Here is a 23,022-nt window from a genome sequence, read left to right as displayed (position 1 = left end):
AGAACCGATTGGAGGAAAACATGAAATTTGTCATCGCACCTGATTCATTTAAGGGCGGCTTAACCGCCAAAGAAGCTGCCAACGCTATGGCGACTGGCATTAAGCGAATTTTCCCAGATGCCGATTACACCTTGGTGCCAATGGCCGATGGTGGTGAGGGAACCGTTCAATCATTAGTTGACGCCACCAACGGCCAGCTGGTTGCTGAAACGGTGACCGGTCCACTGGGGCAGCCGGTCACCGCTCAATTTGGCCTGCTGGGTCATCAGCCAACTGCCGTGATTGAAATGGCCCAAGCCAGCGGTCTTCAATACGTGACCAAGCGAACTGCCAACCCACTTAAAACCACCACTTACGGCACTGGTGAATTGATCCTAAAAGCCCTTGACCATGGCGTTTCAAAAATCATTTTAGGAATTGGCGGCAGCGCCACTGTTGACGGCGGTGCCGGGATGGCCCAAGCAATCGGTGTGCAACTGCTGGATCACGCCGGCCAAGAGATTCCGATTGGTGGCGGCAACCTCAACCAATTGGCCCAAATCGATTTATCGCGGCTCGATGCCAGAATTGCCAACACAAAAATTCTGGTTGCATCAGACGTGACTAACCCGCTCATCGGTCCCAATGGTGCTGCTACTATTTTCGGCCCTCAAAAGGGGGCTACTGCGAAAATGGTCCAACAACTGGATCATAACTTGACTCATTATGCCAATTTACTTCACCAGACCACCGGCCAGTCCATAGCTGATTATCCGGGAGCCGGAGCGGCTGGTGGTTTGGGGGCCGGTCTGCTTGCCTTTACCCACGCTAAAATGCAGCGGGGTGTCGACGTGGTCATTCAATACAGTGATTTCAAAGAAAAAGCTTTGGGAGCCGACTTTGTCTTTACCGGAGAAGGTGGCATTGATTTTCAAACCAAGTTTGGCAAAACACCCTATGGCGTTGCCCGAGCTGCTAAAAAATTTTCCCCTCAAGCGCCGGTAATTGTGATTGCTGGTAACGTCGGCCAGGGAATTGACCAGCTTTATGGTGACGATGCTATCGATGCGATTTTCACCAGTGTTGCTGGCGTCAAAACCTTACCAGAGGCTTTAGAATCCGCTTCCCATGATATTTCACAAACTGCTGAAAATATTGCCAGATTAATTAAAGCCACAACCCGATTCAATTTATAAGAAAATTGCCATTGAAAATTGCTGCCAATACTTAAAGAAATGAATCAGCGAGCCAAGATCGACGCAATTTTAGCGCCGCCATTATATAATTTTAGTTGTGGCTAACCATTAATTTTCTGACACGTTGTAGCGGAGGGTTATCATGACAAAACTCAAAAGAACTATTGGATTTGGTGGACTGATTTCACTTGGCGCCGGTGGGGTGATCGGCAGCAGCTGGATCTACACGAACAGTCAATTTTTCAAGGCCTATGGTGCCGGTGGGGAAATCTTTGGCCTGATCATTGCGGCGATCTTAGCCGTCATGGTTTCCCTGTCCTTTGCCGAACTTTCAACAATTTTTACTAAATCGGGTGGCGAAGTGGTTTACGCCTATGCCGCCTTTGGTAAACGCGGCGCCTTGTTTGCCGGTTGGGCATTGATCGGCGCTTACTTAAGTATTCTGGCCTTTTTTGTGACCGCTTCCAGTCTTTTGATTGCGTACCTGTTTCCAGAAATTGCAACCGGTCCCGCCTACTCGTTTGCGGGCGTCAAGGTTCACTTTTGGGAACTAATAATTGGCGTCAGCATTACGTTGCTGGTATTCGGGATTAACTACTTCGGCGCCAGATTGACCGGCAACGTTCAACTTGTGCTTTTAATGGGGCTGCTCATCTTAGGCGCCACGTTAGTCATCGTTGGGTTTACACAGGGACAACTTGATCATTTTTGGCCGGCTTTCTATTCACATCAAAACAGTCTTTCGTCGACCATCCGATTTGTGTTGCCGGCCATGACCTTTTTAACCGGCTGGGAATCCGTGGCCATTATGGCCGAGGAAGCACATCTCAATAAACGTTTGATCGGTAAAGTGGTGGTTTTTTCAATCGTGATTGCAGCCGGCTACTACATTCTGGTGCTGATGTCATCAGCGTTAATCTTTCCTTGGAAACAAACAGCGACTCTGACGATGGGGACAATTGATGCTTTTAAAGCGGCCGGTTTTCCACTCTTGGGAACTTTTGCGTTTATTATCTCTTTCTTAGGGTTGGCCACCAGCTTCTTAACTTTGTTTGCGGCCACCCCACGCTTGATTTTTGCTTTAGCTCGTGGACGAATGTTGCCAGCTGGATTAGCAAAAGTCCATCCTAAATACGGCACACCAACCAACGCTCTCTGGTTGGTTCTAGTGCTGGTACTGGGAATCGGTTGGTTGGGCAAGGGCGCTCTGATCTATTTTCTGGATATTGGTGGTTTCTTAATTGCGCTCGCATGGTCGTTTAACGCGCTAAGTCTCTTCAAAATTCGACGCGCCCATCCCGAATTAAAAGCTGGTTTCCATGTTAAGCACCCGATTTTCCCAGCGATTGGCGGCTTATTTGCCTTTAGTGTTGCCGCCCTAACGCTTATCCCAGGCACTCCGATCTCACTGGTTTGGCCTTACGAATACGTTGTTTTGGGCATCTGGATGATCCTGGGTGTGATTGGCTTTTTAACCAGTCGTCATGCCAAACCAGCCCCGGATGATTTCCTCGGTGAGACCCGTCAGTCATCAAGCAAGTCTCGGTAACGTTGCTATCCTTAATCAGAATTGCTTTCGACGACATTACTGCTAACTCATTCTTTCATTTTTCGGGCCTCTAAAAAATTTGGTAAATCCGTTCAAATACCTTTTTTAACGGTGTGAAACTGGTTTTTTCATGGTACAATTTTACTTGTGTAACCTTTTTGGCAACACAAATAAATCTCAGTGAAGCAGGGAATTGACCATGATTATTACTCGGCACAGCAAAATGTGGCGAATCGGCTACTTTGTCATTGGCAGTTTAATCTTTATCATCATTGGATTGTTCATCTGGCATGACCACCAAGAGCAGGAGCGACTTGCCCAAAAAAACTACATCAATTCAAACATCCCCACGCTGTTCATTCACGGCTGGTCCGGCACACTTCGGTCAGAACGGAAAATGGCCGCAGACGCCGAAGCCAGTGGTGCCGCCCAACGCCGAATGGTCATTCGGGTGCGGCCCAATGGTAAAATCAAGGTTACCGGAACTATCAAAAAATGGATGAGAAATCCAATTATCTTCTTACGCATGGATAATAACCGGGCTGGCGAATTTCAATATGCCCGTTGGCTGACCAAAGTTTGCAAACTGTTAAAGGCCAAATACCACATCAATCGATTGAACTTTGTCGGCCATTCGATGGGTTCTTATGCCACCGTTTACTACAATATGATGAACGGTAATCGACGGGATCTGCCACGGTCAAATAAACTCTGTCTGATTGCCGGCCCCTATAACGGCATTATCAATAACGGTAAGCAAAATCAGCCGATTGTCGGCCCACTGGCAAAGTTATGGGATGACCAACCAAACGCTAACCGACTGCTCAAAAACAATCGACCTAAGATCATTCATCCCGAATACCAAATGCTTAATCAGCTAAAAGAGAACCTCCCTCATCAGGTCAGAATTTTAAATATTTACGGTGATCTAAATGATGGTTCCCATTCCGATGGTGTGGTGACCAACGAATCCGCTCTGTCACTGGGATATTTGGTCAAAGGCCGAATCAGCTACTACCAAGTCTTCAAAACTTCCGGCCCAAATGCCCAACACAGTGCGTTACATAACCACAATCTGGCAGTTGATCGGGCCCTCACCAATTTTCTTTGGGGTAAACATTACAACATGTCTTCAAGTGCACCGAAATATAATCCGATGCTCGATAAAATGATGAATCCCAGCATGGCTTTTAAAGGCCGCCATCAATCAACGGCTAAAAACAATTAGTCAGTGCTTTAAAATCAGCTGATTGCAGCTAAAAAACACCAGTTAAGCTTATCACGAGAATTAAATTCTCCCAACAACGCTTAGCTGGTGTTTTTTCGATCAAAATTATTAAGTCAAGGCATCAATTTTTAATAGTGAGCGCTGATATTCAGCTAAAATATCAGGCCCTGCGCCGGCAGTCCGTTCTTTTCGATACTGGGTAGCAATTTTTCGACGAATTTCAGCATTGTAGCTTCGACTGATTCGGCCAATCGCGTAAGCGGCCGTCGCCCGAATCATCGGTCTTGGATCCTGTTGCATGACTTCCAGTAAGTCGGGGATAGCCGTTGAATCATTTAAATTTGCCAAGGCAATGATGGCGTTGCGTTGAAGGGGTTTCTTTCCCCGCCAGGCACCGGCCATTTGGCCAAACTGCTCATTGAACTGTCGGTTGGACAATTTCAGCATGGGTAATAGTTCCGGTCGGACCTTTTCAACATCAGGTTCCATGTCGGCATGTAAATGAAAGTCTTTGCCGCGATTAAAGGGACAAACCACTTGGCAGATATCACAACCATAAATCACATTTCGAATTTTGGGCCGAAATTCATCGGCCATTAAGCCCTTAGTCTGAGTCTGATAGGATAAGCAACGTTGCGCATTCATTCGCCCATCTCCCAGCAATGCCTTGACCGGACAAGCATCCAAGCAACGCGTGCACTCGCCGCACTGGCAAGGAATCGGCGAATCCGGTTCAAGAGAAAGATTGGTGATAATTTCGCCCAAATACACAAAGGAGCCAAATTCTTCAGTGATTAGCAAGCCATTTTTACCAATGAACCCCAAGCCGGCCCGGTTAGCCACCGCGACATCGATCAGCTGACCGGTATCGACCATTGGTTCAAAGTGGATCGTGGGATCGTTAACCAGCGCTTGAATTCGCGTAATCAACGCCGTCATTTTTTCACGTAACACGCCGTGGTAATCCTTTCCCCAAGAGGCCCGGGCAAATTGGCCACGCTTTAATTTAGTGTGCGTCGGTCGTTTCCTTAATCGGCTTGGATAGGCCAACGCAATCGCAATGATTGATTTAGGGTGATCAAAAATCAGGTTGGGATTTAAGCGGTCATCAAGATTGGGATGTTCAAACCCACTGGTGTGGCCCGCCGCCTTTTGTGCTTCCAAGCTGCTTCGGAGCTCCTCGAAATTGTCGGCCGTCGTAAAGCCAATCTTATCGATCCCCAACTGTTGGCTTTCGTTAATAATTTGCTGCTTCAATGCGTCATTGATCGACATCGCGGCTCCCCCATTTCGGTACTAATTGGTCTTTATCGTACCGTATGGTAGCCATATGGTCAATTAATCAGTCAAAAAAACGATCAATTAACCGTAATTCATTAATCTTCGCGGTTAACTGATCGCTTTCATTAGCTAATCAAAATCCAGACGCCGACAAATCATTCCATTCGGCAAGCTCCCCTATAGGTGGCGCATCCTTAATTCATATCGGCAGGCACCATCTTTCGCTGACGGAAGTATTCCAAACCACCGAAAACCACTGTCCAGATAATCGCACCAACCGCACCAATCACATCTTCAGGGACAAAGAACAGGCTGATAAAAATCACACCAAAGAACAGAATGGTTAGCGGACTGGTAACCCGATACCATGGCATCACAAAGCCATCTGGTAAGAAGTCCTGTGAAGCCCGGTACTTTCTGTGGGCAACCATTGCAAGCGTGTAAACGATGATGTACATATCACTTGAAACCCCGGTCACAATGGTGAAGACAGACGTAATCGCCGTTGTTAAGCTCATCAATGGCGTAACCAAGACCAACGCTGCTGAGAAAATAATGGCGGCTGCCGGGACCCCATTTTTAGAAATTTTAGCAAAATGCTTATGCATCCAGCTAGTTTCCGGGACTTCAGTCGCCAATTGATAGAAATGCCGACCGGCGGAAAAAATACAACTGTTCAAAGCTGAAGCCGCTGACGTTAGCACCACAAAGTTAATTAAAGCGGCTGCCGCCGGAAAACCGGCCAGTTTGAACACCTGAACAAACGGGCTGCTATCGGCCGACAACGATGTCCAGGGAATAATGCCCATGATGACGATCAATGCACCAATATAAAACAACAGGATTCGAATCAGGGTTTCGTTGACCGCTTTTTTAATAATCATATGGGGACTCTTGGCTTCACCAATCGTAATGCTGACAAATTCAATTCCTTGAAAGGCGAAGAAAACCATTGGAAAAGCAGCCACAAAGTTAAAAATCCCGTGGGGAAATAATGTAAAATGGTGGAAAACGTTAGTCAGTGTCGCATGGCCAAGCGGTGTGACCGCATGACTACTCATCATAAAGATACCAGTTACAATCATGGCAATAATTGCAACAATTTTAATCATCGCAAACCAAAACTCCGCTTCACCAAATAACCGGGCGGCAATTAGATTGACACCGGCTAAAATTCCCAAAAAGAGCAGTTCTACCAACCATGACGGCACGTTTGGAAACCAATACTGAACATAGGTGGCGGTTGCCGTCAATTCGGCCATGCAGACAAATATTAAGCCAATCCAATAGGTCCAACCAGTAAAATGGCCGGCCGTTGGTCCCAAATAACGGGAAATAAATGACACAAAGGTGTGTTGGGAAGGATCGGAATAAAACATTTCGCCGATGGCCCGCATCATAAAGAAGAAAAAGAGTCCCAACACCAAATAAACCAGCATCACCGATGGTCCGGTCTTACTAATTGTGCTACCCGCTCCCAAGAATAACCCGGTACCAATAGTGCCGCCAATCGCAATCATTTGAACATGCCGATTGCTCAAAGCCCGCATGGTGCCATCTTGATTCTCGACAATTTTTGATTTCATAAGCTTTCCTCCTGTAAAATAAGAGCTGGATAAGACGACTATTAAAACATTTCTCATTTTAATAGTCATAGTTTACCACATTTCCACAATCAGTGTCATGTTTTTTTACATATGAAATCATAAATAGAATTTTTAGGCCTTTAAAGACCATCGATAGCAGGCTTTATTAGTATAGATGTTAATAAACTTTACATTTAAAAACGTTGAAATTAAAAGGGCCTCCTTGATTCGAGTACCCTTTCGTTTGACTAAATTAAATATTGTAAATCACTTGCAATTGACGGATAAGCAAAGATTGTCTGCTGAATCTGTTGATTTGTCAGCTTCAAATCCAACACTGCCGTCAGTGCATTCAGCAGGTGTTCCGCCATTGATGACAAGACCGTTGCCCCAATCACTTGATGGCTTTTTGCGGATCGAATCACAATCACTCTAGCTGCTTCATCTTTAACCCGATTATAAGTGTACCAGTGCGTAACGTCCAATGAGCTGATATCAAAGCGATCCGGATGTGCACTTGCTTCTTGATAGCTAACGCCTACCTGACCGATTTCCGTTGTGCCAAAGAGAATGTGGGGAATCGCTGGATATTGAATTGGCTGCGTTGTTTGGCCCGTTAGAAGTTGGGCGACATACCGGCCCTCATACGAGGAAACGGGCGTCAGTTTGGGTTGTGGCTTGTCCAAAACGTCCCCCACTGCATAAATGCTGGTCGCACTGGTCTGTAAATGATCATCGACAATGATTCCCTTCTTGGAAGTCCGTACACCGGCTTTCGCAAGTTGCAAGCCTTCAAGACTGGCATCCCGACCAACTGCGGCAACAACATAGTCGGAAGCCAGCGTCTCCTTATCAGTTGTTAACTCATATCCCGACTCAGTTTTAGCCACCGCTTTAACCGTCTGATCAAAATGAAACGTCACCCCCTCATCAATCATTTGCTGAATCAGAATCTCAACTAGTGGTTGGGCAAATGCTTTTAAGGGTTGCTCGTTATGATGGACAATGTCAACATCCGCACCGGCCTGATTGGCAATGTTGGCTAATTCCATGGTCACCAACCCCGCCCCAATAAAGGTTATATGGGCTGGCAGCGTACTTAAATCCAGAAAATCAGTGCTGGTTTTTAACAAATCGCTGCCGGGCAAATTCAGCTGACGCGGCTTTCGACCAGTTGCCAAAATAATATGATCAGCCGAAACAATCGATTGATCCGCCAATTTTACCCGATGCTCATCAACAAATTCAGCCTGCCCATGATAAGTCTCAATGCCGGCAGCAGTCAGACCTTTTTGCGTGCCGCTCGGAATCTGTGACGTGTACGCCCGCTTAAAGGCCATCAACTGCGGCCAATCGATTTGTGGAACATCGGTTAAGCCGCTACCCTGCATTCTGGCAACCCGATCTTTAGCTTCTACCGCTGAATATAGCATTTTCTTGGGATCACAGCCGCGGTTGGGACACGTCCCGCCAAATAAATCATTTTCAATGACCAAAACCGATTTCTGACCGATCAATCCATAAGCAGCTGCCGTGCCGGCTGGTCCCGCGCCAAAAACAATCACATCATACTGTGTTTTCAAAATCGCCACCCCTTTCACATATACTTTAATTGTAACGGATTTTGAACCAGGTGGTCTGACTGATACTTGAAATTTCCGTTTGATTTTTGGGTGTCATGAGAATTCAACAATTTGAGTCACCTTTCTTCCAGTTGTATAATATGATTTTATACAATGTGTTTTCAATTTTAGGAGATGTCTTTTTTGCCGTTTACTGCCCTTTCGCATTTCTTAGCTGCTAACGCTAAATTTATTAATGCACTCACTGAACATCTTTACCTGACCATTATTTCATTGGCAATTGCCATTTTAATTGCCATTCCGCTAGCAGTTTATGCTCGCAACCACGCTTTTTTTGCACGTTTAGCGTTGGGCTTTGCTTCAATTATGCAAACAATTCCGTCACTGGCCATTTTGGGAATTTTGATTCCAATCGTCGGAATTGGCAGTCAGCCGGCAATAATTGCCTTGGTGCTTTATGGCATTTTACCAATTTATAGCAATACATATACCGCTTTGACCACCATTGATCCTAATTTAACCGAAGCCGCTGAAGTTTTTGGTTTAACCAGATGGCAACGACTGTTTCGAATTGAATTGCCCCTTGCCAAAGCTAATATTCTGGCCGGCATTAAAACCGCCACCGTTTTGATTATCGGCACCGCCACTCTGGCCGCTTTAATTGGTGCCGGTGGTTTGGGAACTTTTATTTTATTGGGTATTGATCGCAGTAACAGTGCCCTCACCCTAACTGGGGCGATTGGTTCCGCTGCACTGGCGATTATCTTTAGCTGGTTGATTACCCAGTTTGGCCGGTTAAAAGCCAAAACCATGGTCATCATTGGTGCCAGTGGATTAGCCTTACTATTAATCGGGACTGCCGCTCCCAAAATCTACCAGGCAACTCAACCGGAAAAGATTGTCATTGCCGGTAAGTTGGGCTCTGAACCGGATATTCTCATTCATATGTACAAAGATTTGATTGAAGCCGATGATTCTCGAGCAACCGTTACTTTAAAGCCTAATTTCGGTAAAACCAGCTTTTTGTTTTCCGCCCTTAAAAGTCATCAAATTGACGTTTACCCGGAATTTACCGGCACTGTCTTGGAAGACCTGCTTCCAGTAAAGAATCGACAACTCCAAGCCAAGTCAGCTCCCCAAATTTATCACTTGGCTAAATCCGAATTGGCTGATCGGGCTCACATGACTTATTTAACGCCTTTAAACTACAACAATACTTATGCAATTGTTACCACCCGCCATTTCGCACGAATCCACCATCTCCGCACAATCAGCGATCTCAAGAAGCTGCCCACCCGCCTTCACAGCGGGTTTGATCTGGAATTCATGAACCGGCAGGATGGCTATCTGGGCTTGATTAAAAAATATGGATTAAACTTCCACAATACCGATTTGGACCCGGATTTACGGTATCAGGCCATTCGGCGGGGTCAGGTTCAAGTCATCGACGGTTACTCAACCGATTCACAAATCCGCCAGTATCATTTGGTGGCCTTGAGAGACGACAAACACCTCTTTCCGACCTATCAGGGTGCCCCGTTAATGACCACCACCTTTGCCAAAAAGCATCCTAACATTGTTAGGCAATTAAATCGCTTGGCCGGTCACATCACGGCCAGTCAAATGCGGGAAATGAATTATCAGGTCAACGTCAAAAACATCAGCGCTGACAAAGTTGCCAAGTCATACTTACGCGCCCATCATTTACTAGGGAAGTGACTTTTATGTCATCAAAACCAATTATTCAACTAGCCAACGTTTCGGTTGTCTTTGGCCAACAAACGGCTATCGACCACCTTTCTTTAGCGGTTTACCCTCATGAGATTCTGGTTCTGGTCGGTGAATCCGGTGGTGGTAAAACCACCATTTTGCGAACCATCAGTGGACTGGTCAAACCGATCAGCGGCCAGATCTCGGTCAATGGGCTACCGTTAAATAAAGAAAATCTGCGTCATATTCGCTTGAATATGGGCTATGTGCTTCAGCAGATTTCACTTTTCCCAAACATGACCATTAAGCAAAACCTAACGTTACTACCAGAAATTAAACATCAAGCGAAAAAGCCGACCGATCAAATCATTAAGGAATTGATGGCGGCCGCCAAACTTCCCCTTGATTATCTGTCAAAATATCCCAGTGAATTATCCGGTGGTGAGCAACAGCGAGTTGGAATTATTCGCGCTTTTGGGACCCGACCGGCGTTAATCTTAATGGATGAACCCTTCAGCGCCCTGGATCCGGTCTCACGAGAACAGCTGCAGGATTTGACCCTGGCAATTCACGCCCACTTTAATAACACGATTCTGTTCATTACTCACGATATGAATGAAGCTCTGAAAATGGGCCAACGAATCGGCGTCGTGAAAGACGGTCAAGTTCTACAGTTGAGCACACCGGATGAAATTGTTCGGCATCCTAATAATGCTTACGTCAAAACGTTATTTAACGGTAGTGAGGCTCACCAAACCCAAAACGTCTATCTCCGCCGACTGGTCTTGGCAGGTTATGGACAATCAACACCATTTCAGGGCCTTGAGATTACAACAATTGCCGGCGATCAGACGTTGGGAACCACCTACCAGATTCTGGCCGAGAACCACCAATTAGCTGTTAAACAACAGGACCAGGTAATCGGCTATTTAAATGCAGACAGTGTGCTGAGATTTTTGGCTGCCAGAGCAAAAAAAGATGATGCCAAGCACACCTAAGCCACTTGATATCATCCCATATTTTTGATCGTTAAATTCGTTGTTCAATTTGATCGATGTTGATTTCCAATACTCTGGTAATCCAAGGAAATTTTTGTTTCATTTCATCAAATTCGGTCCCCGACTTAATGAATTGACCGGTACCGTGAACGTGAAAGCCCGCACCAGGGCCAACCGTTCCCTCGACTTCCTTACTGCCAACCGCAACGGTCACGTGATTATCCGCGGCAAAGTCCTGCTCAATGCTGTGCATGCCAGCTGCCGGAATCAATAACTGATGATCGGTCACCTTAACATACGATGCCCAAGTGTTCACAACATGTGCCGGTTGAGCATTAATTGTCACGATCGTCACGGGGCCTTCATGCTTCATGACGTCTAAAAATTTTTGATCCATCTCGAAACTTCCTTTCATCGAAAACGGTTAATGATCGCTAAAAATAACTAGCAACCATTACCATTTTACACCATTGAGTTGCCCAAAACGGGTACAATTTTAGCTTTCTTTTACCCTGTACCATGGTGTCGGATGCAAATGCCGATACTTCGGTGTACAATAATAGGACGGCCTTTTTGTTGACACCGTTAACAAATCAAGCCCAACGAACCACTAAACTAAAACGATTGGATTGACGACGAATGATTATCACGGTTGTAGGTGGTAACGGCTACGTGGGTAGCGGCCTTCTACTGGAACTAAGTCAATTTGCGGATTTTCAGCTTTTTAGTATTTCGCGAAGCGGCCAACCGGCTCGCTCATCGATGCTAAAAAACGTCCACTGGATCAAAGGCGATGTCACCCAGTCCGGTGATTGGGAAGCCATCATTGCTAAAAGTGACTGGGTGATTGACTGTGTTGGTATCTTATTACCTAACCCGATTAAACAAACGACCTATTGGAAAAACAGCGTTCAACCAGCTAAAACGCTGATCAATCTGATTCATCGCCAAAACCTGGCAGCTGATAAGACACCCAACACCCACTTTCTATTTGTTTCTGCCAACTATGCGCCATCACTAATGAAAAATTACTTAAAAGCCAAGCTGGAAGTGGAAAAGGATATGGCAGAACTACTACCTAAAAACTCGGTCGCCATTTACCCCGGCATTATCACTGATCAGTCAAAACCACTAGTTAAACTATTCAAAGCCATTGCCAAAGTAACCACTCTAAGCCCTTATTTTAAACGGTTGCGGTTCATCCCAAGAACCGCTGTGGCTCAAGAAACTGTCCGAATTTTAACTGGTGAAGACAGTTTCTTGACTAGTCGGATTGAGGGGTAGGGGTCACTTTTCTTAGGACAGTTTCTTCATGCAAATGACTGCGTCCAAGGGATTCATTCGCAAAAAGCCAAAACCGGGCTTTTCACAAATGAACGCCTTGGTCTTCGTCATTTAACCACTTGAATCCACTCACTGTTATTAGGACAGCTCCTCCAAGCAGACCCCTGCACGTAAGGGATTAGATGAAAAAATCCAGGCCCAGGATTTCCCCATCTAACGCCTTACATTCCGGAGTCTAACCGCTTGGATCCGCTCACTTTTCCTAGGACAGCTCCTTCAAGCAAATGACTGCGTCCAAGGGATTCATTCGCAAAAAGCCAAAACCGGGCTTTTCACAAATGAACGCCTTGGTCTTCGTCATTTAACCGCTTGAATCCACTCACTCGCTTAGGACAGTTCCTCAAAGCAGCACCCGGAGGATAAGGGATCGATCGGAAAAATCCAAAATCAGGATTTCCCCAATCGACGCCTTATCCTCCGGGTGCTAACCGCTTTGCTCCACTCACTTGCTTTTTTTCTCCACACGTTCTATACTTATCCCAATATTTAAAGTCGAGTGACATTGAAGTAGGTCCTTATCTGGGTGTCAGGAAGTCGGTGGTTGCTGCAAACCGATCAGGGTAAGGTTTCACGAAATACCGTCTATCATCGGCAATGGGCAATAACTAGATGCCATTATCTTCTAGTGAGCGGCGTTTTCTTTTTTAAAACGCAAGTTGGGTGGTACCACGGTAAAAATCGTCCCGATTACAGTAATTTGTAATCGGGACGATTTTTTGACTTTATAGAAAGGGATGTTGAGGTTGACACGATCGACTAACGGGGGCTTGGCACGATATTGATTGACCAAGTTTTAGCAGTGACGTTAAAAATATAATTTAAAAAACGAGGTTAATCAATATGACAAAAAACAAATTAGGTTTAGGTGAAGCAGCACTTGTATTAATGGTAATTTTAGCAATTATGGGGATTGGTGTAATCGGTTTTGGCCTTTCTCCACAAGTCCCAGTCCTTTTGGCAATTACCGTCGCCATCTTCTGGGCTAAAGTTCGGGGCTTTGATTGGCAGGCAATTAACGCCGGTATTAAAGATGGAATTGATAAAGGGATTATCCCAATCGTCATTTTCATTTTAATTGGTGCCATGATCAGTACTTGGATCGCTGCCGGTACCATTCCAACTCTGATGGTGATTGGCTTTAAAGCCATTAGCGCACAATGGTTCCTGCCAACCGTTTTTCTGGTGTGCTCACTAGTTGGTGCGGCAGTCGGTAGCTGTTTTACCGTTGTATCAACCGTAGGCATCGCCTTCTTTGGCATTGGCGTCACTATGAATTTCAATCCAGCCTTGGTTGCCGGTGCCATTATTGCCGGCGGCACTTTCGGCGATAAGTTGTCTCCGTTATCCGAAACCAATAACCTGGCGGCGGCCGTTGTTGACACGGATTTATTTAATCATATGAAAACCATTTTATGGTCAACTCTTCCAGCAGCGACCATTTCAACCCTTGCTTTTGCACTCCTGGGGATGGGGCATAATCACGCAGACATGGCTAAAATCACCACAACCGTCACGGCACTTAATCAAGATTTTCACATTTCAATTATTTCGTTGATTCCAATTGTGTTGGTTTTTGCTTGTGCCGCTTTCAAAATGGCCGCTATTCCAACTATGCTTCTAAACATCTTTGTTTCAGCGGGAATGATGTTTATGAACAACCCTCAGTTAACCATCACCAAAGCCAGCAATATTATTACAAATGGTTTCGTTGCCAAAACATCCAACCACGAAGTTAATTTACTCCTATCCCGTGGCGGCATTGTCAGCATGATGCCAACCGTTGCCCTGATCGTCTTAACCTTGTCGCTAGGCGGGCTACTGGTCCACTTTGGGTTAATCAGCGCGGTGATGTCACCATTGGCTTCCAAGTTAAACAGTGCCGCTAAGTTGATTACCGCTGCTCTGCTTGCCTGCATTGGCGTTAATATCTTTGTTGGTGAACAATTTCTCTCAATTATCCTACCGGGACGAGCTTTTAAACAAACCTTTAACAAAGGTGGTTTGGCAAGTGCCGCACTGGGGCGGGTTCTTGAAGACGGGGGGACCGTCCTCAACTACTTAGTACCATGGGGTGTCGGCGGTGTCTTCATCGCCAACACGTTAGGTGTTCCAACGATGACTTACCTGCCATTTGTCTTCTTCAGTCTCCTTTGCCCAGTCTTTTCGCTCCTGAGCGGATTTACCGGCATCGGGTTGAAACGACTGGATTCCGAAAAAGAAAACGCCGGCAATCAAGCCGTTGCTACCCAAAATTCAAACTAATTTTAAGTTTCAAAATCCTTTTAGATATTAAATAATGGAGAGAGCAGTTGTGGCCTTAAAGCCTAATGCTTTCTCCATTTTAGTAATGTTTTTTTCGATGAACATGCCAACGTTTAGCTAAAAAATAAGCTAAATCACAATAAAGTATTTCTAAATCTTTCAATTCAATCATCCTCCAAAATAAACATGACCCGCTCAAGTTCACCTAACGCATCGGCTGGATCTTGCCATTGGAAATCATATCCTAACGAAATGTTTTGATAATCAATGCCTCGATAGCGAATAATTTTAGGCATATGAGAATGGCCACTTAGTGATCGACTAACGTGATTTTGTTCAAAGATTTCCCGATACCGTTCACTGCCGAGCTGATACAAGAATCGATCATAGAACGGGATAGGCAAGCTTTTAACCAACTTTTTAGTCGGCAGCATATGCATTGCCACCAATAACTTTCGATTTCCCAGCGAGAGTTGATTAATCTGGTGCTGCCAATCAAATATTTGAGAAATGACCCAGCGTCGATCGCGGTAGTAATCAATTTGGTTACCGTTGATGTACAGCTGATCCGGCCAAACGTGGCGCGCAATCCAGTTAGTTGCCAACTTTGGGCCGCGTTGCTCGGTAAAACGGCTGGCAAAGGTGTCATCATACCACCCGTTAATGCCTGTAATTACCCAGTGAGCCGTCTTTAATGGATGTTGTGTCAGTGAAAATGGCAACTGATTCAATTGACGATAAGCTTCACGGGATGCTCGTTGAATCTGGCTAACCGTTTTTTGCCGCGGATGATCGACATATAGATCATGATTGCCAATTAGGGTTTGAAATGGCACCGGCAGTTTGGCGGCTAATTGATCATCAAAAGCCAAATTTCGCTCAAGGCCATTTGCCGTATCCCCCATAATAACCAGCCGGTCCAAATGCTTTTTAGCAACCAACTCGGTCAGCGTCGAAATGAAATCATGCTGCCGATTAAAATCAACATGTAAATCTGAAACAAAGCCGATGCGCACCATTTACACTTCCTTTGAAATTAATTTCAAGTTTATCGTAATCGCTTTAGGCCACTTTTTCAAAGTAACTGTTAAAAATTAATTTTTGCTTAATCCCGCAAATTAGCCAATTTGATTTGGTCAGCCAAGTTATGGTATTGACAAATTTGCGAAATGCTTTATATTTGAATAGTATGTATTGCTATCTTTTTAAAGGAGTGAGTCTAATGCGCATTCACGTTGTTTTACGTAGTAAGGAAACTGGCGAGGAATATTTGACTTCCAAAAATCGCCGAAATAATCCCGATCGTTTGAAATTGATGAAGTACTCACCAAAGCTCAGACGAAAAGTATTATTTGAAGAAAAGAAAAACTAATTAGAATCATCATTAGTTGTAAAAAGCAGCTGGACAGGAATTTACCTGCTCAGCTGCTTTTTTGCAATCCATAGGTTAAGACTGGGACTGGGCAATCGCCTTAAAGCCATCCCCATATGCCAGTAAATGGCGCCGCGTGCTTGAAAGACCACTGGAACTCACCGTAGGAACAATCTTTAAATTCGCCACTCCACTTAGTTGCAAACTGTATAAGCTGCGGTACAAATTCTGCACTAATTTGGTCATCATCAATTGGTCCGATTGACTGGCATCGCTCTCAACATTCGCATAAACCATATCGGAAAAAACGTACCCTTGAGGAATTGGGCCGGCCAAAATAATAAGATTTTTGGCTGCCTGATGCTCTTCCTTAGTTAGGGATAGTTTATCCAGTGCATCCCCAAACTGACCACCATGTTTTAAAAGTGGTTTTTCATCAGCTGCTGTTAGCTTAGTCCCACACTTCAAGCAAAAGTTGGCGGTCACTTCATTGGCAGTCGCACATTTGGCGCAAATTCGATAGACTTCACTAAGCATCTTCAATCACTCTTTTCAGATTAATAATCATCTACATCATCTTCATCGTCATAAGTATTGAACGTATTATCCAATGTATCATGTCCGTCGCCGTCAATTTCAACTGACACATTATGATCATATTTGACATTGGTAACAGTGACATCAACCGTCGTTTGATCACCATCATCATCTGAAACACTGGCGTACCCACCATATTGGTTGTCACCGTAGCTTGAAGTGATCGTCACATCGTCACATTCAGCATCCAAATCCCAATCATTTTGAATCATATCGGTGACCACATCTACCGACTCATGCGCTAATTGTTTTTCGATATGATTTTCTTTGGCTTGCTTTTTCTTTTTAATGCTTTCTTTTAACTGAGACGATTGAATCATAGCTGCTTTTTTTGCTTGTGTCTGTTGCTTAGTAATGATTGAACCGGCAATCGTAATCGTCACCACGAGAAGTACCGCTGTGATGATGCCCGCAATCAACCAGTTTCGATGTCGAAAGGACTTCTTACCCGTACTTCTCAAGGGTTGTGGTGCTGGTCTCTCCGATTCCTCTGATTCAGAATTTCCGGCCACCATATCAATAAACTTATTCCCACACTTGGGGCAAAATTTGGCATCTGCTTTGACCTTAGTCCCGCATTTGGGACAAAATTTACTTTCATTTTCCATTATCATTGCCACCTTTGTTCAAAATCAGTTACTCGTCTTCGTCATAATCATCCACTTTTTGGGCGCCCGACATTGAACTGATCTGCAACGGCTGATCACTGTCGTCACCATTTACTACCACATTGGCAGTATAACGAAAAACTTGAATATGATAATGGTCGCCGGCATCAAATTTATATTTTAAGTCAAACGTCACGTCACTACTGTTCTGGGAACTGAGTTTAATCGTATCGATTGTTTCACTCATGTCCGTCCCATCAATGTCATCGTCGTTATAATAGCCTTTCCCCATTTTTTCAAATTGGAGATAATTGGTATCCGATTCACCACCAACAAAGAAAGATGATAAATCATCCCCATCATCATCGGTAGCATCCGCAAGATCCCCATTATTACTCAAGCCAGACGTTGCATCACATAGATTACTCAACAACGTGTCGGCATCATCATAGCTAACCAGTCCTTTAAATGGCAGTGTCACATCATGATCGCCATTTCGATCGCTAATCATTCTTGACTGAGATGTCACACTCTGCTTGCCAGTCTGATAAATGCCTTGGACTTTAATTTCTTGCGTCCATGGGAAATCCTTGAAGTTCATGACACCAGTTGTCCCAATTCTTCCCTGATCTTTCGAATTAATGACAACTTCTGTGCCTTGCGGGCCGTGAACATTAAAAGTAACGGTCTTTAAAGTTAGTGGAATCGTCTGTTGACCGGTATTTAAATGATAAGTATTATTATTCGAAAGTTGGTGACCGTTAATATTTGCCGAACTGGACAACTGATAGTTACCAGGAACCAATGGGCCGATTTTCTTCACAAAATGGGTCGAATTGGAAGTTGCAATTAACTGACCATCCTGTTTGGGCTTGGCATTCTTCTTGTTAACACTTAATGATGCATATACCGGCCTAATTTGAACTTGATACTTTGGCAAGATTAAAAAGTGATGACCATTTTGACGATATTCAAGCCGGTTATTATCAAATTTACCCAAAGTCTTCAGCTGTTGCTTAAATGCAGCCAAAGCTTTAGGATTATCCTGAAAATATCTAAACAAGGGTTGCAATGTTGCCCGACTAACTTTTAATGTCGGATCTTTAGTGTAAAAGTAAGTATGTACCCCCTGATGTCTTTTCACTGATCGGACAAGTCGATTTAATGTATTGGCCTTTGAATAATAATACTCCCCATAGCCAATCAATCCGGCCACTCCAGCAACCAGTACCAAACCTAAGCTAATTAATCGCTTACGTCTTTTTTGACGCTTGCTGAGTTGCTTTTTACCAGTTCGACTAAACAATTTCTTTTTACTTTTGGCTGACTTACCAGCTGGAGCTGCCGGTTGAGACAATTGTCCCTTTCGGTATGCTGCTAAATGATACCCACAGTTAGGGCAAAATTCATCGCTGGTTGCAACCTTCTGGCCACAATTAGGACAAAAAGCCACTGCTTGCGGTTGCCCGCCATTACTTGATGCCATGATCATTCCCCCACTTGATTAAATGTTTTCAAGTAATACCAATATAATAATTATAGAATAAAGGAGATGCCGTGTCAGTATGATTTTTTAGTAAAATCATTATTTTTTTAAATCTTACCGGGTCATCTACAAATATGACGAAAAAATTCCGAAAGCATTAACGCTCTCGGAATCTTTTTAATGATTGTAACGATATCAATATTGCTAACTTCTTGACTGACCAGCCACTAACTTTTTCTCAATTTTTTCTAAATCCGCCAGTGTTCCCATCGTGCACTCGTTGTTCTGAGCGTTTTTCTTAAGGTGGGTCATCAGCCTGGGTAAATCATGGGGAATCTCAAAATATAGCTTACTACGGCTGCTGTGAACCGTTGCCATGCCATTTAAATCTTCTACGTAGTACGCGTCCAGATCCTGTTTTTTTGCCGCTTGATTATAGTCCTCAAACGATAGTTGCAGTTGGAGAATCAGTTCAGGTAATTTCATTTCCGACATTCCTCCTTCTTCTTTTATTATAAGATAATGAAATAAAAATTGTGACAAAGTCATCAAATTGTATCAATTTTTCTTACTTTTTGTCAGTAATCTGGTTAATTATGACGATAACTGACAAATATTTCAAAAAATGGGACCTTGCGACAAGAGAAATTATCCTGTAACCTACTCGGTAAGTAGATCGATAGCCAATTGAATACTGGAAAGGATGCATGATATGTCAAAAAGAAGCTTCGCAACGCCATTATTAGTTGCCGTTAGCTTAGTGACTTTAACTGCCACCACTGTTAAAGCTGCTCAAAAACCGGCTCAAACTTATAAGATAACCAACCACAGTCAAACATTCACTCACCCCAAACGGTATCACGTTAAAAAAAGCACTGCCAAGGTTTATCAAGCGTTGCTTAAAAACGACGGTGAAAGTATCGTCTACAAACCAAAAGCAACGTTAACCCAGGGCCAAAGTTACCATGCTCTACGCAAAACCCACGTCAAGGATCGCCAGGGGCACTCCCAACTTTTCTACTACATTGTTGAAAAACATGGCTGGGTTAAGCAACAAATTTTGGCTAAAGACTAAGGAGCATTTGATGCCCACCATTTAAAAACAGGTCAGTTCATCCCATAATCGGAGGAACTGACCTGTTTTAAATTCATTAAAAGCAAATCCCCCTTTCAATCGTTAGGTATCTCATGATACACTAATGTATTAAACAAGACTTTATTTTATATAAGTTAATTGTATACCGGCGTTATATATTAAGGGGGTTAACTATATTTCAATCCTTATTTATTTGTTATTATGGCTTTCACTGTTAGACGCTGTGGGTTTCAGTATTTGGAACCTGTTCACAGCCATGCGGGACAAACATGATATCCAACACTACACGGACGATCCGGTCAGAAGTTTTGATCATCTGTTCGTTTTTGTTCCCGCTTTAAATGAAGTTCAGACAATTGTTCAAACCGTTAAGAGATTATTGAATTCTCTTAACGGTTTGTCAGTCGAAACAACTTTGGTCGTCATTGACGATGCCTCACAAGATGGCACCACCCAAAAACTAAAAGGCCTCGCCCATCAGCCAGGCCTCAAAATTATTTTTCGGCATTTTCCGAATGCCCAAAAGGGAAAGGGAATGGCCTTAAACAACGCATTGGCCTGGGTCGAGTCACTCAACCTCAATTCACGGCGAACCCTTATCGGTGTGATTGATAGCGACAGCCGGCCCGACTCTCAAATTATGGCTCGAATTTATCATGCTTTTACCCACTCAAATTATGACTTGATTCAAACCGGCATTGGCATCTTTAACCAATCGTCATTTTTGACTTTGATGCAGGCGTTCGAATTTCAGGTTTCCAACTATCTCGAACAAATTCTACGAATGGACTTTGGCTCAGCAATGGCTAGTGGCAACGGTCAATTTATGACATTGGAAATGGCCAGTACCGTTAGATGGCGTGCCTCCCTATTGGATGACTTAGAGTTCTCAATTAATGGCCTTTTTAACGGCTTCTATGGTGGCTTTCTACCGGAAGTGCTCATGCCTCAAGAGGCCGTGACCGACTATCACGCCTTGATTAAGCAACGGACCAGGTGGTGTCAAGGTGGCATGCAATGTCTTTTCAAATATGGACGACGAATCTTTTCCAGTCAGCGAATTCCATCTGCTCTGAAAGCCAATTTACTCTTATTCATGCTGATTCCATTTGGCTCAATGTTATTTTCGTTAGGTGCCTTTACCTCAATTATGACGATGTATTACTTATTGATTTCAAATTATCAGGAAACTTTCGGAATCCTAATGACCATTATCATTTTAGGCGCCAACGTTTCGGCCGTGATGATCATTGCAGCTTCTCGAATGCATTCACCAAATTATCCAATGATTACCATTAAAGTCGCTTTCAAAATGATTCTGGGAAATCTCCTCTATATCTGGTGCCTGATTCCAGTCCCATTTATCTCACTCTGGCGACTAGTAACTGGCCAAAACAACTGGGTTAAAACAGCCCATCGGATGCCAAGCGGATCCAGGGAGGTTGACAAATAATGCGACTCTTTAAACTCGGCAGTCAGTGGACCATTCGATTTTTAACAATTGGCATACTGGGATATTATTTAATAATGACGATTTCCGGTTATTTCATCGATGAACAACATGTTTTAGCACCTAGTAAAACTCAGTTGATTATCGGGGCCATCGTCGCCCTTGGCAGTTTTGCTTTAATCTGGGGTGGGGCTTACTGGCTGGCTAACCGATATGTTGGCTGGTTGGTGACAACCTTAATTGTGTTGACAATCCCCAAATTCCCTTTAATTTATTTTTTTAAAATCAAACCGGCTTCAGATATGTATTCTTATAGTGTCATCGGTGGCTCCAGTGCCAGCGGTGATTCGTGGAAATGGCTTTATCTTCACAATGGTCTTGACCTGAACACCCTGTTTCCACATGTGATTCATATTAGTAGTACTTTTGGCTGGATCGACCGATTCTTTATTAATCGGCCGCTAACCATCCAACTTTTTAACTTAGTCATTACGTTAATTACAGCGGTTTTATTTTATTATCTTGGTCGCCAAATCGGCCATCATTTTATCGGCGTTTTAGCCGCACTGGTCTTCTACCTGATGCCCAACTACTACATATACAGCGTTTTGTTGGGCGCCGAACCACTGTGGCTGCTTTGTTTAACCATTGCCATGCTGTGCTTTAACCGCTGGCGACTTGGTCACTGGTCAATGACTAACGGCTACTATTGGAGTTGGCTGACTTTGACGATTGTCTTTCTAACATTGGCTCAATTGATTCGCCCGATTGTCTTAATTTGGCCACTAGCCTTTGTGATTTTCGCCATCTTCATGATTCATGACAATCACTTAGTCACTCATTCCAAAACCCGAACTGCGCATCAGTTAGGTGGCTGCTTGTTGATCTTAACAGTCTTTCTGGTTTTTATGACTGCCAGCCCAAAAATTGATCGACAAATTTATCACATCCCTTTTACAACTCATACCTCTCTTTATTCACTTGCGGTCGGTAGTAATTATCGCGCTAAGGGGATGTATGATCCAATTCTGATTAATCAACTTGAAAAGATCAACCATCATTGTCCCAGAAGTCAGCGTGATAGCAAAATGGTGGCATTACTAAGAAAACAGCTTAGCCACAATTTACGATCACTACAGCAATATCATCAATGGTTTTCACTATTAACCATTAAAAGCCGAATCATTTCTCAACCGATCTACGGCCTGCAACTATTTAAGCAGAATACCCATCAGGTAAACGGTCGACCTTTCGCTAACAATTTGAGAACCCCCTTTTCCCGTTGGTTTATCAGTTTTAACTTTGGCTTCCAGCTGATTTTAAACGCCCTAGCCCTTTTGAGTTTATTGGTTGATTGGCCAAACTCAAAGCATTGGCGGATCGGCAATGGCCTTTTATTAATGGCGATCATCTTGGACGGGGTACTAATCGCTTCCAGTTTGGTAGAAGTCCAAAGCCGATACCAAATTTCCTGGTATCTGCCAATGATCATTTTAGCTGCCTCGGCAATGGGTCGGTATGAACCTGATCGGCCAGATTTCAAAGCAAAAGAAGAACAACTGGCAGCTCACTCTAAAATCTCTCAGTAACACACTTAAAATTAAATCGGGGATCCGGCTCAATTGCCTGGATTCCCGATTTTAAGTAAGTTTAATTAATATGTTTCTAAAAATCATCATTCAGTTCCAACCACCAAC

Annotated in this window: 20 protein-coding genes; 11 read left to right on the top strand and 9 right to left on the bottom strand. The window is 43.9% G+C overall.

Translation table 11 applies throughout. The features are described from left to right. Window positions 1-20 precede the first annotated feature (20 nt). The 3 genes from ED605_RS11605 to ED605_RS11595 all read left to right on the top strand — a co-directional run bounded on the left by ED605_RS11605 (window position 21) and on the right by ED605_RS11595 (window position 3,952). Complete coding sequence (locus ED605_RS11605) at window positions 21-1,175, top strand: glycerate kinase family protein (protein WP_121979048.1); 1,155 nt, start codon at window positions 21-23, stop codon at window positions 1,173-1,175. 142 nt (window positions 1,176-1,317) lie between these two features. Beyond that, window positions 1,318-2,724: an APC family permease gene (locus ED605_RS11600; RefSeq protein WP_370825075.1), complete on the top strand. Its 1,407-nt coding sequence runs from the start codon at window positions 1,318-1,320 to the stop codon at window positions 2,722-2,724. A gap of 199 nt (window positions 2,725-2,923) precedes the next feature. Next, on the top strand, window positions 2,924-3,952 hold the full coding sequence (locus ED605_RS11595; RefSeq protein ID WP_121979046.1) for an alpha/beta hydrolase: 1,029 nt from the start codon (window positions 2,924-2,926) through the stop codon (window positions 3,950-3,952). Window positions 3,953-4,060: 108 nt separating this feature from the next. On the opposite strand, the gene queG is transcribed toward ED605_RS11595, so the two are convergent. The 3 genes from queG to ED605_RS11580 all read right to left on the bottom strand — a co-directional run bounded on the left by queG (window position 4,061) and on the right by ED605_RS11580 (window position 8,411). Beyond that, on the bottom strand, window positions 4,061-5,227 hold the full coding sequence (queG, locus tag ED605_RS11590; RefSeq protein ID WP_121979045.1) for a tRNA epoxyqueuosine(34) reductase QueG: 1,167 nt from the start codon (window positions 5,225-5,227) through the stop codon (window positions 4,061-4,063). Between the two features lie 200 nt (window positions 5,228-5,427). After that, window positions 5,428-6,819 carry an amino acid permease gene (locus tag ED605_RS11585; RefSeq protein ID WP_121979044.1) on the bottom strand — a complete coding sequence of 464 codons (1,392 nt, stop codon included), beginning with the start codon at window positions 6,817-6,819 and terminating at the stop codon, window positions 5,428-5,430. A gap of 248 nt (window positions 6,820-7,067) precedes the next feature. After that, window positions 7,068-8,411, bottom strand: a complete 1,344-nt coding sequence (locus tag ED605_RS11580; protein WP_370825071.1) for a dihydrolipoyl dehydrogenase family protein — start codon at window positions 8,409-8,411, stop codon at window positions 7,068-7,070. Window positions 8,412-8,585: 174 nt separating this feature from the next. Between ED605_RS11580 and ED605_RS11575 the strand changes: the two genes are divergently transcribed. Next, the gene (locus ED605_RS11575) at window positions 8,586-10,121 is read left to right on the top strand and encodes an ABC transporter permease/substrate-binding protein (RefSeq protein ID WP_121979042.1); all 1,536 of its coding nucleotides are present in this window, start codon (window positions 8,586-8,588) and stop codon (window positions 10,119-10,121) included. Between the two features lie 5 nt (window positions 10,122-10,126). Next, window positions 10,127-11,110: an ATP-binding cassette domain-containing protein gene (locus ED605_RS11570; RefSeq protein WP_121979041.1), complete on the top strand. Its 984-nt coding sequence runs from the start codon at window positions 10,127-10,129 to the stop codon at window positions 11,108-11,110. A gap of 31 nt (window positions 11,111-11,141) precedes the next feature. Here the strand turns inward: ED605_RS11570 and ED605_RS11565 are convergent, their stop codons facing one another. Next, entirely contained in the window at window positions 11,142-11,507 is a 366-nt protein-coding gene (locus tag ED605_RS11565) for a pyridoxamine 5'-phosphate oxidase family protein (protein WP_121979040.1), read from the bottom strand. Between the two features lie 242 nt (window positions 11,508-11,749). On the opposite strand from ED605_RS11565, the gene ED605_RS11560 reads away from it, so the two are divergent. Both ED605_RS11560 and nhaC read left to right on the top strand, forming a co-directional pair. Beyond that, window positions 11,750-12,394 carry an NAD-dependent epimerase/dehydratase family protein gene (locus tag ED605_RS11560; protein WP_225419127.1) on the top strand — a complete coding sequence of 215 codons (645 nt, stop codon included), beginning with the start codon at window positions 11,750-11,752 and terminating at the stop codon, window positions 12,392-12,394. 900 nt (window positions 12,395-13,294) lie between these two features. Continuing rightward, window positions 13,295-14,716, top strand: coding sequence for a Na+/H+ antiporter NhaC (gene nhaC / locus ED605_RS11555; RefSeq protein WP_121979039.1), 1,422 nt, complete (start codon window positions 13,295-13,297; stop codon window positions 14,714-14,716). Window positions 14,717-14,880: 164 nt separating this feature from the next. On the opposite strand, the gene ED605_RS11550 is transcribed toward nhaC, so the two are convergent. Beyond that, window positions 14,881-15,735 (bottom strand): metallophosphoesterase, encoded by an 855-nt coding sequence (locus tag ED605_RS11550; RefSeq protein WP_225419126.1) that lies wholly within the window; start codon window positions 15,733-15,735, stop codon window positions 14,881-14,883. Between the two features lie 203 nt (window positions 15,736-15,938). Between ED605_RS11550 and rpmG the strand changes: the two genes are divergently transcribed. Next, entirely contained in the window at window positions 15,939-16,088 is a 150-nt protein-coding gene (gene rpmG / locus ED605_RS11545; protein WP_121979038.1) for a 50S ribosomal protein L33, read from the top strand. Window positions 16,089-16,163: 75 nt separating this feature from the next. On the opposite strand, the gene ED605_RS11540 is transcribed toward rpmG, so the two are convergent. The 4 genes from ED605_RS11540 to ED605_RS11525 form a co-directional block, all read right to left on the bottom strand. Continuing rightward, window positions 16,164-16,625: a zinc ribbon domain-containing protein gene (locus ED605_RS11540; RefSeq protein WP_121979037.1), complete on the bottom strand. Its 462-nt coding sequence runs from the start codon at window positions 16,623-16,625 to the stop codon at window positions 16,164-16,166. 20 nt (window positions 16,626-16,645) lie between these two features. Continuing rightward, the gene (locus ED605_RS11535) at window positions 16,646-17,293 is read right to left on the bottom strand and encodes a zinc-ribbon domain-containing protein (RefSeq protein ID WP_121979036.1); all 648 of its coding nucleotides are present in this window, start codon (window positions 17,291-17,293) and stop codon (window positions 16,646-16,648) included. 28 nt (window positions 17,294-17,321) lie between these two features. Then, window positions 17,322-18,779 carry a zinc ribbon domain-containing protein gene (locus ED605_RS11530; protein WP_162919802.1) on the bottom strand — a complete coding sequence of 486 codons (1,458 nt, stop codon included), beginning with the start codon at window positions 18,777-18,779 and terminating at the stop codon, window positions 17,322-17,324. A gap of 204 nt (window positions 18,780-18,983) precedes the next feature. Then, complete coding sequence (locus ED605_RS11525) at window positions 18,984-19,265, bottom strand: hypothetical protein (RefSeq protein ID WP_225419125.1); 282 nt, start codon at window positions 19,263-19,265, stop codon at window positions 18,984-18,986. A 226-nt stretch (window positions 19,266-19,491) separates the two neighbouring features. Between ED605_RS11525 and ED605_RS11520 the strand changes: the two genes are divergently transcribed. From ED605_RS11520 to ED605_RS11510, 3 genes are all read left to right on the top strand, one after another. Continuing rightward, window positions 19,492-19,854 (top strand): hypothetical protein, encoded by a 363-nt coding sequence (locus tag ED605_RS11520; RefSeq protein WP_121979033.1) that lies wholly within the window; start codon window positions 19,492-19,494, stop codon window positions 19,852-19,854. A gap of 277 nt (window positions 19,855-20,131) precedes the next feature. Further along, window positions 20,132-21,328: a glycosyltransferase family 2 protein gene (locus ED605_RS11515; protein ID WP_225419124.1), complete on the top strand. Its 1,197-nt coding sequence runs from the start codon at window positions 20,132-20,134 to the stop codon at window positions 21,326-21,328. Next, window positions 21,328-22,914 (top strand): ArnT family glycosyltransferase, encoded by a 1,587-nt coding sequence (locus ED605_RS11510; protein ID WP_225419123.1) that lies wholly within the window; start codon window positions 21,328-21,330, stop codon window positions 22,912-22,914. Before ED605_RS11515 ends, ED605_RS11510 begins: the two co-directional genes overlap by 1 nt. Window positions 22,915-23,022 lie beyond the last annotated feature (108 nt).

The organism is Lentilactobacillus raoultii (genome assembly GCF_900411375.1).
Taxonomy (GTDB): Bacteria; Bacillota; Bacilli; order Lactobacillales; family Lactobacillaceae; genus Lentilactobacillus; species Lentilactobacillus raoultii.
This window is presented reverse-complemented; position numbering and strand designations above follow the sequence as displayed.